This window comes from Rhizobium grahamii (assembly GCF_009498215.1).
Taxonomy (GTDB): domain Bacteria; phylum Pseudomonadota; class Alphaproteobacteria; order Rhizobiales; family Rhizobiaceae; genus Rhizobium; species Rhizobium grahamii_A.
The window spans coordinates 2,075,733-2,089,456 of the sequence record NZ_CP043498.1 but is presented as its reverse complement, the minus strand read 5'-3'; the positions used below and the strand labels follow the sequence as shown (position 1 = coordinate 2,089,456).

Genomic DNA, 13,724 nt, shown 5'->3' with positions numbered 1-13,724 from the left:
GATGATTTCAGGTGTTTCGGCGTCGGCGCCCATCGTTCTTGTGGGCGCCGGTAACATGGGCGGCGCTATGCTGGCAGGCTGGCTGAAGAGCGGCGTTTCCGGCGGCTCTGTCGTCGTTGTCGATCCCGGCCCGTCCGAGAAGATGATGGACGCTATCCGGGATGCAGGCGCAACGCATGTTACGGCGGTTCCTGCGGACCTCAAGGCGGGCGTGCTTTTCATCGCCGTCAAGCCGCAGGTGATGGAAACGGTGTTGCCGGCTGTCAAAAGCGCTGTCGGCGCCGGGACAGTGGTCGTTTCGGTTGCCGCGGGCAAGACGCTGAAATTCCTTGAAACGCATCTTGGTGAAGCGGCGATGGTTCGCGCCATGCCGAATACGCCAGCTATGGTCGGGCGCGGCGTTACCGGTGCTTTTGCCAATGCAAAAGTAACCGAACAGCAGCGCGATCAGGTACAGGCGCTGTTGCGTGTTTCGGGTCCTGTCGAATGGGTGCCAACCGAGGCGGACATCGATTCCGTCACGGCTCTCTCGGGCAGCGGCCCGGCGTATGTGTTCTATCTCGTCGAGTGTATGGCAGAAGCAGGCCGTAAACTTGGCCTGCAGGCGGACCTTGCCATGCGCCTCGCACGGGAAACTGTCGCGGGGGCTGGTGAACTTTTGCACCAGTCCCCCGACGACGCCTCGCGTCTGAGGCAGAACGTGACGTCGCCCGGCGGCACGACAGCGGCGGCATTGTCGGTCCTGATGGCCGAGGATGCGATGCAGCCTTTGTTCGACAAGGCGCTCGAGGCAGCCCGCAAGCGCGCCGAAGAACTCGCCGGCTGAGGGGACCCATTTATGGCCGAAGAAATAACCTATGCCGATTTCGAGCGCGTCGAAATCCGGGTCGGCACGATCGTCGAGGCAAGCCCGTTTCCGGAAGCCCGCAAACCGGCTTTCAAACTGCTGATCGATTTCGGGCCGGAGATCGGCCTGAAGAAGTCATCGGCACAGATTACCGTGCACTACACGCCGGAGAGCCTCGTCGGTCGACAGGTCCTCGGCGTCGTCAATTTTCCGCCGCGGCAGATCGGTCCGGTTCGCTCGGAAGTCCTGACCCTTGGTTTTGAGGACGAGGCCGGCGCGATCGTGCTTGCCGCGACCGACAAGCCGGTGCCAAACGGCAAGAAGCTGATGTGATCAGTGAATGTCTCGCGACAGAGGATCTGTCAGCGAGAAATCATGAAATGTTGCCTCGAAGCCGGCGCGCTGCGGGGAGCAAAACACCGGGCCGACATCGAGTTGGTCGAACTGCGGGTCGAACCATGCGAGCCGCGCCATGCGCCAGTCGGTCATCCCGTCCGTTCTGTACTGGATGAAAAGCGCGTCGCCGTTTCTCGTTACTCTGACATTTATCCGATCGAATGCATGATCGAGGCGAAAGGCTGACCAGTCTGAACGCTTGTTCGTGACGACGACGCTGAAATGCTTGGCACCGTCGGTGTATTCGATGCCGCATTTCATCCAGTTCGTTTCGTCGGCTCGCACCATGAGCCCTGCCTGGTCATAGAGCGCCTGATAGTCGGCGGAAAAGCAGACCTCGGCGGTGAAGTCGCCGCGACGTCTCATGTGCAGGAAATGGCCGTCGTCGCGATGGAAGCCGTAGTAGGTTTCCTGCCAGAAGTCGGTGTTCTCGCCGGAGCGGACGAGCAGCGAGTCGTCAGGCTGCTCTGTGGCGAGCGGCGGCGGGTTGAACCATTGCATGCCAGAGGAAAAGAAACTCATTGGTCCTCACGCGGGTACGCGGATCGTCGCGCGCAGCCCGCCAAGCGGGCTGTCGCCGAGCGTGACATTGCCGCCATGGCTGCGGGCAATGTCGCGAGCGATCGCCAAGCCGAGCCCCGTGCCTGAGGCATCGAGATTGCGCGCCTCATCGAGCCGGAAGAAGGGCTTGAAGACATCCTCGCGGTTCTTCTCGGGAATTCCGGGGCCATCGTCATCGAAGGTGACGGTCAGCCATTTCGCGCTGTGCTTGGCGTCGATCTTCAGCGTATTCGCATAGCGGCGGGCGTTTGAGGCAAGGTTGATAACGAGGCGCGTAAAAGCATTCGGCCGGACGGAGATAACGTCTTCGCCTTCGATGGAATAGGCGAGGTTCTTTCCGTTCAGGGCGAAGTCCGGCTCGAGCTTTTCGAAGAGGTCGCTGAGCTTCAGTTCGCCGACATCTTCTTCGACTTCGGTTCGTGCAAAGGCCATGTAAGCCTCGAGCATCGACTGCATGTCGTTGATGTCTTCGTTCAAGCCCTGAAGGTCCGGATGATCGCCGGCAAGCGCAAGCTGCAGTTTGAAGCGCGTCAGGATGGTGCGCAGGTCGTGGCTGACCCCCGTCAACATAGCGGTGCGCTGCTCGATCTGGCGTTCGATGCGCTCGCGCATGAGAATGAAGGCGAGGCCGGCGCGGCGCACTTCGTCCGCGCCGCGCGGATAGAAGTTGTCGGCTTTCTGGCCCTTGCCGAAGCTTTCGGCGGCGGACGCCAGCGCCTGGATCGGCCGGATCTGACCGCGCAGGAAGAGGATTGAGATGCCGATCAGGACGAGCGATGCGCCGACCATCCACACGATGAAGATATGGGTGTTCGAGGCGTAGGTCTGGCTGCGCCGCGCAAGCACACGCAGGATCTTGTCCGCCAGCTTGACGCGGATTTCGACCAGATTGGAATCGCCGACGGTATCGATCCAGAAGGGTCGCTTGATCTGGTCGGTGAGTTCGTCGCTGAGAATGCCGTCGAGGATGGAGAAGAACGGCTTGATCCGCGGCGGCGGCAGCTCGCCGTCAGGCTCGACGGAGATCTGCAAGCCGAGCTGATCGCGGGCGATGCGCGTGACTTCGCTGTAATCGGTGTCCTGCGGATAGGTCTCGATGATCTGGATGATCGCGGCGATGTCGCGCGTGACGGCCATGGAAAGCCGCTGCGTGACCATCTGCCAGTGCCGTTCCATGAACACGGCCGCCACCACCGACTGCAGCAGCACCATGGGGATGATGATGATGAGCAGGGAGCGGACATAGAGGCCAGTCGGGAGATAATGGCGCAATCTGCGGGTTATCCAGCGCCAGCCATGCGCAGGCCCGCGGTCCTCGCGCCGCAAAGAGTCGAATGTCACCATCTAAACCGCCGGTCCTGACATTGGGCGTTCAATCGATGCTCAGCCGGTATCCTATACCACGAACCGTCTGGAGCCAGACCGGATTTGCCGGATCGTCTTCGATTTTCCTGCGCAGGCGATTGATCTGCACGTCGATCGTCCGTTCGCCGACGTCCACGTCGTTGCCGATCAGTTCGTGGCGCGGGATCGTGTCGCCGGCGCGTTTTGCGAAGAGCAGCATGATTTCCTGCTCCCGGTCGGTGAGGCGCACGATTTCGGATGCCTTCTTCAATTCCTTGCGGGTCAAAGAGAAGGTATAGGGCCCGAACATCACCTGTTCGATCTTCGGCGTGTCGTTGGAGGCGTTGCGGCGCAGGATGTTGTTGATGCGCAGAACGAGCTCGCGCGGATCGAACGGCTTCGACAGGTAGTCGTCGGCGCCGGCCTCGAGGCCCGCAATCCTGTTGCCGGATTCGGCCAGCGCCGTCAGCATGATGATCGGCACGTTCTTGATCGAACGCAGCCCTTGGTCACGTCGATGCCGGACTCGCCGGGCATCATCACGTCCATCACGATGAGGTCGAAATCGAGACCGGCCAGCTTGCGCCGTGCTTCCGCACCGTCGGCCGCCACCGTCACCCGGAAACCGTTCTCCGCCAGATAGCGATTGAGAAGCGCGCGGATACGGGTGTCGTCGTCCACAACGAGCAGGTGAGCCGCATCGTCCGAAATCACTGTCTTTGGCGCCATTCAGTCCGCTTTCGAATTTTATGTGTTCCGCATGCCCCTCAGGAAGGCTTTGATGCCCTCCCGCATTTCGGCAGAAGCCCCGTCGAATGCCTTCTCAATACGGCGCGATTGCGGCTCCGCGAGTGCGAAGGCCAATTCGCGGCCTGCTTCGGTCGGATAGAGCTTGCGTTGCCGCCTGTCTTCCGGACCAGCAATCTGGCGAATATACCCCGAATCGATAAGTTGTTTGAGTACCCTTGCAAGACTCTGCTTGGTTATCTTCAACGTATCGAGCAGATCGGCAACGGTCATGCCCGGGTTTCGGTTAACGAAATGCACCACCCGGTGGTGGGCACGTCCGAAGCCGCTTTTCGCGAGGATGGCATCCGGATCGGAAACGAAGTCGCGATAGGAGAAAAACAGCAGCTCTATGATGTCAAAGTCGATGATACCGGTGTTTTCCATCGGCATTTTCAGTGGTTCCGGCTTTGTCGCTGCTGGGCTGCTCTTTCGTGCCAATTTGGCATTCCCTCTCTTCGGGTGGCGTCCATTGCAGAATGCGTCTGGTGCCGTCCTGTCGCTATTTTAGGGGTAGGCCTTCAGGCCCGGTAACGCTTGAGCCTCGCTTGATTCGCAAACGTTCTGTCGCGGCAGACTTCCCCACGGATATTCCCCGTTCCAGTGGATAGAACGCAATCGGGACAACAATCAACAGGGATGGCGCAGAACGGATGCACGGCAACGGATATTGGTTGCCAATGGTCCTGCCAAATTTCGGAAACTTATTGAGGCGAGGCCGGCGGCTGGCCGGGGGTTGAGGCGCGACCAGCCGCCTCCTGCTTACCGTGCTTTTGCCGCGACGGCGCCAACGATGGTCGACAGGATGCCGCCACCGATCAGGCCGCCGATTCCGTCGGCCACGAGACCTGTCATCGCAGCTTCGCCGCCGAACATGCTGAGCAACATGCCACCGCCGATGCCACCGATCGCACCGACGATCGTGCGCGCCACGACGCTGATCGCCACCTGCTTCAACGCACCGCTCGCGGCATTCCCGCCGACAGCGCCGGCGACTATCTGTGTCAGGATTGGTATGAGTGCTTCCATGATTATCCCTCCTTCGCGTTTCCTCAAACGCCGTTGCCGGCTGCGCGATCGTCTGCGGATGGCGAGCCACACAGGCGATCCGAAGTCCGACGAGGTCATGGATGTCGTCTGAATATCAGGATGTTATCATATGCGGAAGGGAAAATAAATGGATGGCAACCCATGCGGGAGGCGGTAAAACAAAGGCAGCTCCAGGAGCTGCCTTTGCTTGTTGATCGGTCGATCACTGATAGACGTAGACGATCCGGCGTGTGCCTGGATCGACCAGAACCGGACGATCGTTGATCCTCACGTAGCGATACTGATAGTCAGGAATTTCCTGGAAAGCCACGTCGCCCGGTACGGTCGCACCGACAACGACGTCGCCGCCAAGGCTGATAGTTTCGCCGGGATTGGTTTCAACATAGGTGGTTACTGTCTCCGGGGAGAGATGGCTTCCACTGATCCGACCGGGCCAAGCAATTCGTCACGGGGGTGGGCTCGGCTTGGGCCACGCTTGCCGTCGTCTCATAGGTCACGACCGGGACGCCGAGGTCGTCGCGGTTCTGATCGACGACCACCTGCGCGCCGCCCTGATCGACCTGAAGATACTGCGCGTACACCCATCCGCGCATTCCGTTGACATCCACCCGACACCAGTTGCTCCCGGCGACGCAGCCGTCCAGCAAGGTTTGGGAGCCGCGCGTTGCCACGCCGACCGACGGATACTGAGTGCCCGGGCCAGCGCGAACATTCAGGTCGTTGATGGCCGTTGCTGTCATTTCCGCCCTGGCAATACCGGCGCTCGCCGCCACGATCACGCCAGCCAGGAAAAGATTTCGTTTCAAGGTCATCTCGGTTGTCTCCTTGTTTTGGATGCTCGTTAACGTCTGGGGGAGGGATCAGGTTCCGGATGGCGGACGAGGAGGAGGCCGACGAAGGATCGCCGAGAACGCAGTGTTCGAAAAAATACGGCTGCGCGCGCGGGTATTTCTGACTATACCCAAGCTCTCTCAGAGACGAAGCGAGGCACATATGGGCATGCTCCAGGCCGGGATCGTACCGGTAACCGCGTTCCAGCAGAACTGCACCATCCTTTTCGATCCCGATACCAAGGAAGGGGTCGTCGTCGATCCAGGCGGGGATGTTCCGATCCTCCTGCAGGCGATCAAGGAAAACGGCTTCGCTATCAAGGAAATCTGGCTGACGCACGGGCATCTCGATCATGCCGGCGGCGCCAAGGAGCTGAAGGAAGCTCTGGGTGTCGATATTGTCGGACCGCACGAAGACGATCTCCCGCTTCTGCAGCGCATCGAGACGCAGGCGCAGAAATACGGTCTCCCGTCAGGCATGCAAAACGTCGTTCCCGACCGCTGGTTGCAGGACGGCGACACGGTCTCATTCGGCAACCATTGCTTTGAAGTATATCATACGCCGGGGCACGCGCCTGGACATGTGATATACTTCAATCGTGCGCAAAACTTCGCGCATCTCGGTGATGTTCTATTCAACGGGTCTATCGGCAGAACGGATCTTCCCGGCGGCAACCATCAGCAGTTGCTCGATTCCATCCGCGACAAGGTGCTCCCGCTCGGTGATGACGTCGGCTTCATCTGCGGCCATGGCCCGGGCAGCCGCATCGGTGACGAGCGCCGCAGCAATCCCTTTCTCCAGGGTATCTGACCGAACAAACAAAAAGCGCCGCGAAACGCGGCGCTTTGTCAATTCGGATAGATGCTGGCAATCAGCTGGCGACGCAGAAGTGGCTGCGGCCGTCATTGCCGATAAAGGTGCCGCTGCCCGGATCGAACGTGCGGTAGCGATAGGAGCAATAACGTTCCCACTGCGGCGTCCAAGGTTCGATCTCAGCGCGAACAGGCACCGGGCGATAGTAGCGCGGAGGAGGGGCGCGGTAGACGGGCGCATCCTCATACTCATAAGGCGGGTCGATGTAGCGCGGTTCATCGTAGCGCGGCGCGCTGGCGATAGCCGATCCGACGATCAGGCCAGTCGCGAGGCCGACGGCACCGCCTACCAGCGCATCGTCGTTGTGATGATGGCGGTAGCGCCAATCGTCAGCGGAGGCCGTAGCGATCGAGGAAAAGGTGATCGCAGCGGCTGTTGCCGTCAGAAAGAGGGTTTTAGCGAGGCTGTTCATCGTGTTCTGTCCTGTTTAGTCCGATCACCGGTGTTACGCTGTGATGATGGCAACGTAGGGGCCGGCGTGTGAATACAGGCTGAACAACAAAACCCGGCATTCCTGCCGGGCTTCAACTCGAATTGACAGCTTTGGCTGGAGGCTCAACCTGAGATTTGCAGGTTTACAGCCTTAGGGCCCTTGCCGCGGCGGTCCGGCTCCGTGTCGAAGCTTACCTTCTGGTTTTCCGTCAGTCCGGCGAGGCCCGAAGCCTGCACGGCAGAAATGTGAACAAAGATGTCGGCGCCGCCCTTGTCCGGCTTAATGAAGCCGAAGCCCTTGTCGGTATTGAAGAATTTTACAGTGCCAGTCTCGGCCATGCGTCAGGTCCTTTTATCTCTGCCCACCATCCACACGGGCAGCATTACACTTTGCCTCCTCACGGAGACGCTTGGCAGGCAATTATTGAATTGTGAGAAAAAGGTCCCCTCTATCTCAATCAGGCTCACTGCGAGACTTTCGCTCACTTTATCGGAACCGACCGACCGGAATATTAGCGTCTCCGGCGCGCACATTATTAAGGACTTCCCATGCTCGCAAAATGCCCGAACGCAGTGAGAGTGCTGCGATTATTAGAATTTGGCAAGTAAAAGTTTTTTTTACGGCAGTGCCTCGCGGCACGCGCAAAGCTGCTTCAAGATGCGTTTTGCGCAAAAAAAAGCTCTTCGGACGTTGCGGCGGACGGTTTTATATCGTCGGCAATATAGTTTCGGGGCAGATTTTCCCAAAAATGCAACGCTAACGCGATCTGCCTCGCGTTAGCATTTTCTTAAATTTTTCGCTTTCAACCCAATTTTGGGCTTGCTGAAAGGCGATTTGTGGCACGTCGGCGCGCCAGTTCCGGCACCAGCTCAACCACAAGCATGGCGAAAAACATTAACGCGCATCCCACGTAACCGAGCGGGCGCATGGTCTCGTTCAGCAGGAGCGCGCCGAGCGATGCGCCGAAGAGCGCTTCCGAGGACAGGAAGATCGCGGCTTGCGACGATGTGGTGTATCGCTGGCCGATGATCTGCAGGGAGAAGGCGATGCCTGATGAGAAAAGGCCGACGTAGAGAATTTCCGGAGCCGCGCCGAAGATGGCGTCCCAGCTGATCGGCTCGTGCACGAGCGCAATGGCGAGGGCGCAGAGGCCTGTTATCGCGAATTGGGCGGTCGAAAGGGCAAGCGGACGCTCGGTTTCCGAAACGGCGATGCCGGCAAGCGTGATCTGGCAAGCCCAGAATACCGCGCATACGACCGTGAGGAGATCGCCGGTCGACAGAGCGGACAGTTCTCCGCCCGACAGCAGGTAGATCCCCGTCAATGCCATCAGCGAACCCGGCCAAATGACCCAGTGTGGCGTGCGACGGAGAAAGACGACAGCGATGAGCGGGACGAAAACAACGTAAAGGCCCGTGATGAAGCTGGAATTCGTTACCGTTGTCGTCTGCAGGCCCAACTGCTGGGTGGCCGCGCCGCCAAAAAGGGCAAGGCCGGTCAGAAGATAAAGCTTGAAATGGCGAGGCGTGGTTTTGACTGTAGCCTTGCGGCTTTCCATCAGCGCGAAGGGCAAGACCGCCATCGCCGCGATGACGAAGCGCAGGCCGATGAACCAGAACGGACCGATCGCCTTCATCGCCGTCGACTGCGCAACGAAGCCGCCACCCCAGATCGCTGCCGCAAGCAACAGAAGTAGGTTCGCCTGAATGCGCGTCATGTCATCCTCGAATGGGGGGAAACGGCTTGTTGTCGGCGAGCGTTAACAGTTGCCTTTCGTTTGGGCAAGGGCAGGAGACGGGCAATCATCCCGTGGGAGCTCGCGAAACGCGCAGCAGTGTGCCATCGTCTTCGTCGGTGACGATCAGCAACGCGCCATCCGGCGCGACCACGACGTCGCGCATGCGACCGTAAGCGCCGTCGAACATTCTTTCCTCCGCGACGAAGGCGCCTTCGGTGTCCCGTTGCATGCGCGACAGAAGCTGGAATTTCAGCGCGGCGACAAGGAAATCGCCTTCCCACTCGGGAAACATCTTTCCCCGGTAGATCGCGACGGCACCCGGTGCGATCGAAGGATCCCAGTAATACAGAGGTTGTTCCAGCCCCTGCTTGGAGGTGCCTTCGCCGATCTCGGCTCCCGAGTAGTCGCGGCCATAGGTGATGATCGGCCAGCCGTAATTCTTGCCGGGCTCTATCAGGTTGATTTCATCGCCGCCGCGTGCGCCGTGCTCGACGGTGTAGAGCTTGCCGTCGGCACCATCGAAGGTGATGCCCTGGGGATTGCGGTGCCCCTTCGACCAGATTTCAGGCAGGGCTTTGCTGCCGTCCTTGAACGGATTGTCGGCGGGGATCGTGCCGTCGGCGTTGATGTGGATGATCGCGCCGGCATCGTCCTTCCAGTCCTGAGAGCGATCCCGGTCGCCGCGATCGCCGATGCTGACGAAGAGGGAGCCGTCCGGAGCAATCGCGATGCGCGAGCCGTACTGGATGTTGCCGCTGGTATAGCGGTTCATCCTGAAAATGGAGGTGACGTCTTCAAGCTTCGTTCCGTCGGTCGAGAGCTTGGCTCGGAAAGCCTCGGTGCCGGATCCGCCTTTGCCTGTCGTGGCGGCGGTAAAGTAGAGTGTTCGGCTGACGTTGAAATCAGGGGCGAGCTCGACGTCAAACAGGCCGCCCTGACCTGCGTCATGCACCTTCGGCACGCCTGATATCGGATCGGAGGCCTTGCCGTCTCGGACGATCCGCATCCTGCCGGGGCGTTCGGTGACGAGGTAAGCACCATCAGGAAGAACCGCGACGGCCCAAGGGTGTTCGAGACCAGTGGCTATGGTTTCGACCTGGACGGCGACCTTCTTGGTCTCAACGGTGTCGGCGGCAAGTGCGGAGGAGGAGAGTAGGGCAGCGACGGAAAGCGCCAATGCGAAGTTAAGTCTCTGAAGTTGCTTCATAGGCGGCCTCGTCCTCGTTTTCCTGAACGTGGCGCGGCATCCGGAACGCTTCAACCCCTACGAGGCGCGCGATAACGGCTTTGTGTTCTCATGGCTCAGTCCCGAGACCGAAGGCCACTTCAAAGGGATATGCGAAAACTCAGAGGCGGTTTTCAGGTAGAGACCGTGGCCGATCAGAAGCAGGCCGTAGATGATGAGCATCGCGATAACGCTTGCGACCGCTTTCTCGATCTTCGTCAGACGTGCGAGTGACCAGCGGCCGCTCCGTGCCTGAGCGGGATCGTGGACATTGGCGGCGGCGGTTGCCATCGCCAGCTCGAGATATGTCGGCAGGGGGCCGAACTCGTCCTCATCGCGAATGCGCGCGTTCTGCTTCGCCGTCATCACGCATGCTCCCCGGAGAACAGCCCGTGGAGGCGGCGGCGCCAGACGGCCATTCCGCTGATTGCGGTCAAGGCAAGCATTAGCGCGGTCAGGCCGTGCAGGATCTGCTGATCGGCCTGCGACTGGAAGGTTGCGGCGGCAGAGGCGGCGAGCAGCTGCTTGTCCGTATGGACATTCTCGGTGGACGCGATCTTGAGCACAGGCTTTGAACCATGGAGGGCGGTGTTGAAATCGGCAGTCATTGCCCTCAGTTCAGTCCGCGGCAGTTCGCCTGCATAGGCTGCCGTCACCAGACTGAAGGTCGTGACCAGCGATGCCGTCACGGCGACAACCGCAACCATCAGCGAAATGCAAACCCGTCTTGCGCGCAGGCGGCCAGCGGCCAATTCGTCGTTCAGAAACATGGTATGCCCTCAATAACCAGTGCCCATGCCTAAGGATGCGATTGTGATGGCGGCGCGCTCACGTCCGAATTGCGGCATGCCGCGGTATTTGTTGCGGCCAATTCATGGCAAAGGCCGGTTATCTCGAAACTGTTGATTTTAGGATACAAATCCGGCGCTCTTCAGAAACCGATTCAAGTGCTTCAGACGCTGATTCAACGACGATCATGCGCATGTGCGGCGAATCGCCAGCACGACGGGGGCCGACTGATCACGAAGAATCATTGGCCCCATCACGCGTTTGGCCTTGAAAAGCCTGTTTACATTGGACATAGACCTTAGCGCAGATTTTTGGCCCCGGCCGTCTGCTAAAATCAACCGTATAGGACCGATATCATGGCCTTTCTTGCCGATGCTCTTTCCCGTGTGAAGCCTTCAGCCACCATCGCCGTTTCCCAGAAAGCGCGCGAGCTGAAAGCGAAAGGGCGCGACGTAATCGGGTTGGGCGCCGGCGAGCCGGATTTCGATACGCCCGACAATATCAAGAAGGCCGCCATCGACGCGATCAACCGCGGCGAGACGAAGTACACGCCGGTCTCCGGTATCCCTGAACTGCGCAAGGCGATCGCCGCGAAGTTCAAGCGCGAGAACGGCCTGGAGTACTCCTGGGAGCAGACGATTGTCGGGACCGGCGGCAAGCAGATCCTCTTCAACGCCTTCATGGCGACGCTGAACCCCGGCGACGAAGTCGTTATCCCTGCACCGTACTGGGTATCCTACCCGGAGATGGTGTCGCTCTGCGGCGGCACGCCCGTCATCGTTTCGGCGACGCAGGAAAACAACTTCAAGCTCCAGGCTGCCGATCTCGACAAGGCGATCACGCCGAAGACCAAGTGGTTCATCTTCAACTCGCCGTCAAACCCGTCGGGCGCCGCCTATACGCATGACGAGCTGAAGGCTCTGACCGACGTGCTGCTGAAGCATCCGCATGTCTGGGTGCTGACCGACGACATGTACGAGCACCTGACCTACGGCGACTTCAAGTTCGTCACGCCTGTCGAAGTCGAGCCGAAGCTCTATGATCGCACGCTCACCATGAACGGCGTCTCCAAGGCCTATGCGATGACCGGCTGGCGTATCGGCTATGCAGCCGGCCCGATCCAGCTGATCAAGGCCATGGACATGATCCAGGGCCAGCAGACCTCGGGTGCGACCTCGATCGCCCAGTGGGCCGCTGTCGAGGCACTGAACGGCACGCAGGACTTCATTCCTGAAAACAAGAAGATCTTCGAAGGTCGCCGCGACCTCGTCGTGTCGATGCTGAACCAGGCCAAGGGGATCACGTGCCCGTCGCCGGAAGGCGCGTTCTACGTCTATCCGTCCTGCGCCGGCCTGATCGGCAAGACGGCTCCGTCGGGCAAGGTCATCGAGACCGACGAAGACTTCGTTTCGGAACTGCTGGAGACCGAAGGCGTCGCCGTCGTTCATGGCTCGGCCTTCGGCCTTGGCCCGAACTTCCGCATTTCCTACGCGACGTCGGAAGCTCTGCTCGAGGAAGCCTGCAAGCGCATCCAGCGCTTCTGCGGCGCCTGCAAGTAAGCGTCTGATCCTACTCGTTATCGAACAGGAACCCGCCGGAAACGGCGGGTTCTTTTTTGCAGGTTGGCAATTTAATCTTCGCTAATAACTGTCGCTTATCAGTCGCCCGCAAATCCTCTTACTGTGATGGCCTATGACTGTTCATCTCGACCTGGCGACCGTTCTGCTGCTGCACCAATGCTCCTTCCTGGTGGGGGCGCTGTGCTTTGTCTATATGCGTCTTCAGTCACGCGGCGGCGAAGGGCTGGGGGCGCTCGCAGCCGGGTATTTCTCGCTGGCTTTGGCATCGTCGCTTGCCGGCTTGGGCGAGCAGCATCTTTTGACGGTTGCTGTTTGGGGATCCGGCAGCGTTATCCTGGGCGCCACAGGGTACGCGCTATTCTGGATCGGTGTTCGCAGATTGAGCAGCGGCAGGCTGCGGCGGATGGATTGGTGGGCTCTTGCCATTCCGGCCGTTGTGGCGACGCTTGCGTTCACAACGGAGTTTCATCTCGTCAGTCATGTGCGCGGCAGTGTCGGCAATGGACTTGCCTTCTCGTCGCTTGCGGCATCGGCCATCAGTGTGCTGAAGGATCGCGCGCAGGAGCGCTTGCCGGCGCGGTTTCTTCTGGCCATCTCGATTGGACTCGGGGCGCTCTTGGCCCTTCTTGTGATCCTCGGTCTGCTTGCTCCCGACATCGCGCCGATGACGCCGATATGGGCATTCTTCCTGCGCATCATGTGCCAGTTCGGAGTTGCGCTGTTCGTGGTCATTATCGTCACCGAGCGAACCGAAGCGGAATTGCGGTGCCTCGCCGACACGGACATGCTGACGGGTATCGGCAACCGGCGCTGGTTCATGTCGCGCCTGCCGCGCACCGCGGTCGAAGGCAACGCATTGCTGTTGATGGATCTCGATTTCTTCAAGCAGGTGAACGATCGCTTCGGCCATGATGCCGGTGATGCGGTTCTTGTGTCCTTTGCGGAAGCGATCAGCCGCAATCTGCCGTCTGGTGCGAGCTTCGGTCGGTTGGGCGGTGAGGAGTTCGGGCTGTACCTGTCGAGGATCGCGGCAAGTGACGCGCGTGCCATGGGCGAAAGGCTGCGCAACGTCGTGCGCGATCTCATCGTCGAGCATTGCGGTGAACGGATACCGCTGACTGTGAGTATCGGTGTCGCTGCGGTCACGCAGCCGCAATGCTCGCTGGCCGATCTCTTCAAGATGGCGGATGCAGCACTTTACGCGGCAAAGGATTCCGGCCGCGATCGTGCCGTTCTGTTCGAGCCAAGCATTCGCGTCGCTGCGTGACGAT

At 59.9% G+C, this 13,724-nt stretch carries 15 protein-coding genes and 2 pseudogenes; 5 read left to right on the top strand and 12 right to left on the bottom strand.

All coding sequences use genetic code 11. The features are described 5' to 3' along the window. Position 1: 1 nt before the first annotated feature. On the top strand, positions 2 to 826 hold the full coding sequence (proC, locus tag FZ934_RS10180) for a pyrroline-5-carboxylate reductase (RefSeq protein ID WP_153270973.1): 825 nt from the start codon (positions 2 to 4) through the stop codon (positions 824 to 826). A gap of 12 nt (positions 827 to 838) precedes the next feature. Continuing rightward, complete coding sequence (locus tag FZ934_RS10175; protein ID WP_056823588.1) at positions 839 to 1,180, top strand: tRNA-binding protein; 342 nt, start codon at positions 839 to 841, stop codon at positions 1,178 to 1,180. Here the strand turns inward: FZ934_RS10175 and FZ934_RS10170 are convergent, their stop codons facing one another. From FZ934_RS10170 to FZ934_RS10145, 6 genes and pseudogenes are all read right to left on the bottom strand, one after another. Further along, positions 1,181 to 1,765 (bottom strand): DUF1349 domain-containing protein, encoded by a 585-nt coding sequence (locus FZ934_RS10170; RefSeq protein ID WP_194273697.1) that lies wholly within the window; start codon positions 1,763 to 1,765, stop codon positions 1,181 to 1,183. A 6-nt stretch (positions 1,766 to 1,771) separates the two neighbouring features. Further along, positions 1,772 to 3,148 carry an ATP-binding protein gene (locus FZ934_RS10165; RefSeq protein WP_153270972.1) on the bottom strand — a complete coding sequence of 459 codons (1,377 nt, stop codon included), beginning with the start codon at positions 3,146 to 3,148 and terminating at the stop codon, positions 1,772 to 1,774. A 28-nt stretch (positions 3,149 to 3,176) separates the two neighbouring features. Beyond that, positions 3,177 to 3,877 (bottom strand): annotated as a pseudogene (locus tag FZ934_RS28540) (response regulator). 18 nt (positions 3,878 to 3,895) lie between these two features. Beyond that, the gene (locus FZ934_RS10155; RefSeq protein WP_432443578.1) at positions 3,896 to 4,327 is read right to left on the bottom strand and encodes a MarR family winged helix-turn-helix transcriptional regulator; all 432 of its coding nucleotides are present in this window, start codon (positions 4,325 to 4,327) and stop codon (positions 3,896 to 3,898) included. A 369-nt stretch (positions 4,328 to 4,696) separates the two neighbouring features. Beyond that, complete coding sequence (locus FZ934_RS10150; protein WP_153270970.1) at positions 4,697 to 4,963, bottom strand: hypothetical protein; 267 nt, start codon at positions 4,961 to 4,963, stop codon at positions 4,697 to 4,699. A 223-nt stretch (positions 4,964 to 5,186) separates the two neighbouring features. Beyond that, positions 5,187 to 5,796 (bottom strand): annotated as a pseudogene (locus tag FZ934_RS10145) (DUF1236 domain-containing protein). Positions 5,797 to 5,977: 181 nt separating this feature from the next. Here FZ934_RS10145 and FZ934_RS10140 point away from each other — a divergent pair. After that, positions 5,978 to 6,625: an MBL fold metallo-hydrolase gene (locus FZ934_RS10140; RefSeq protein ID WP_153270969.1), complete on the top strand. Its 648-nt coding sequence runs from the start codon at positions 5,978 to 5,980 to the stop codon at positions 6,623 to 6,625. Between the two features lie 61 nt (positions 6,626 to 6,686). Here the strand turns inward: FZ934_RS10140 and FZ934_RS10135 are convergent, their stop codons facing one another. The 6 genes from FZ934_RS10135 to FZ934_RS10110 all read right to left on the bottom strand — a co-directional run bounded on the left by FZ934_RS10135 (position 6,687) and on the right by FZ934_RS10110 (position 10,854). Further along, positions 6,687 to 7,100, bottom strand: a complete 414-nt coding sequence (locus FZ934_RS10135; RefSeq protein WP_153270968.1) for a BA14K family protein — start codon at positions 7,098 to 7,100, stop codon at positions 6,687 to 6,689. Between the two features lie 143 nt (positions 7,101 to 7,243). Continuing rightward, positions 7,244 to 7,459 (bottom strand): cold-shock protein, encoded by a 216-nt coding sequence (locus FZ934_RS10130; RefSeq protein WP_007824341.1) that lies wholly within the window; start codon positions 7,457 to 7,459, stop codon positions 7,244 to 7,246. A gap of 464 nt (positions 7,460 to 7,923) precedes the next feature. Next, on the bottom strand, positions 7,924 to 8,838 hold the full coding sequence (locus FZ934_RS10125) for a DMT family transporter (protein ID WP_153270967.1): 915 nt from the start codon (positions 8,836 to 8,838) through the stop codon (positions 7,924 to 7,926). Between the two features lie 85 nt (positions 8,839 to 8,923). Beyond that, the gene (locus tag FZ934_RS10120) at positions 8,924 to 10,066 is read right to left on the bottom strand and encodes a PQQ-dependent sugar dehydrogenase (RefSeq protein ID WP_153270966.1); all 1,143 of its coding nucleotides are present in this window, start codon (positions 10,064 to 10,066) and stop codon (positions 8,924 to 8,926) included. A gap of 57 nt (positions 10,067 to 10,123) precedes the next feature. Beyond that, positions 10,124 to 10,450, bottom strand: a complete 327-nt coding sequence (locus FZ934_RS10115; protein ID WP_153270965.1) for a sortase — start codon at positions 10,448 to 10,450, stop codon at positions 10,124 to 10,126. After that, the gene (locus FZ934_RS10110; RefSeq protein ID WP_153270964.1) at positions 10,450 to 10,854 is read right to left on the bottom strand and encodes a hypothetical protein; all 405 of its coding nucleotides are present in this window, start codon (positions 10,852 to 10,854) and stop codon (positions 10,450 to 10,452) included. Before FZ934_RS10110 ends, FZ934_RS10115 begins: the two co-directional genes overlap by 1 nt. Before the next feature lie 375 nt (positions 10,855 to 11,229). On the opposite strand from FZ934_RS10110, the gene FZ934_RS10105 reads away from it, so the two are divergent. Beyond that, complete coding sequence (locus FZ934_RS10105) at positions 11,230 to 12,432, top strand: pyridoxal phosphate-dependent aminotransferase (protein WP_153270963.1); 1,203 nt, start codon at positions 11,230 to 11,232, stop codon at positions 12,430 to 12,432. A 133-nt stretch (positions 12,433 to 12,565) separates the two neighbouring features. Then, complete coding sequence (locus FZ934_RS10100) at positions 12,566 to 13,720, top strand: GGDEF domain-containing protein (RefSeq protein WP_153270962.1); 1,155 nt, start codon at positions 12,566 to 12,568, stop codon at positions 13,718 to 13,720. Positions 13,721 to 13,724: the final 4 nt, after the last annotated feature.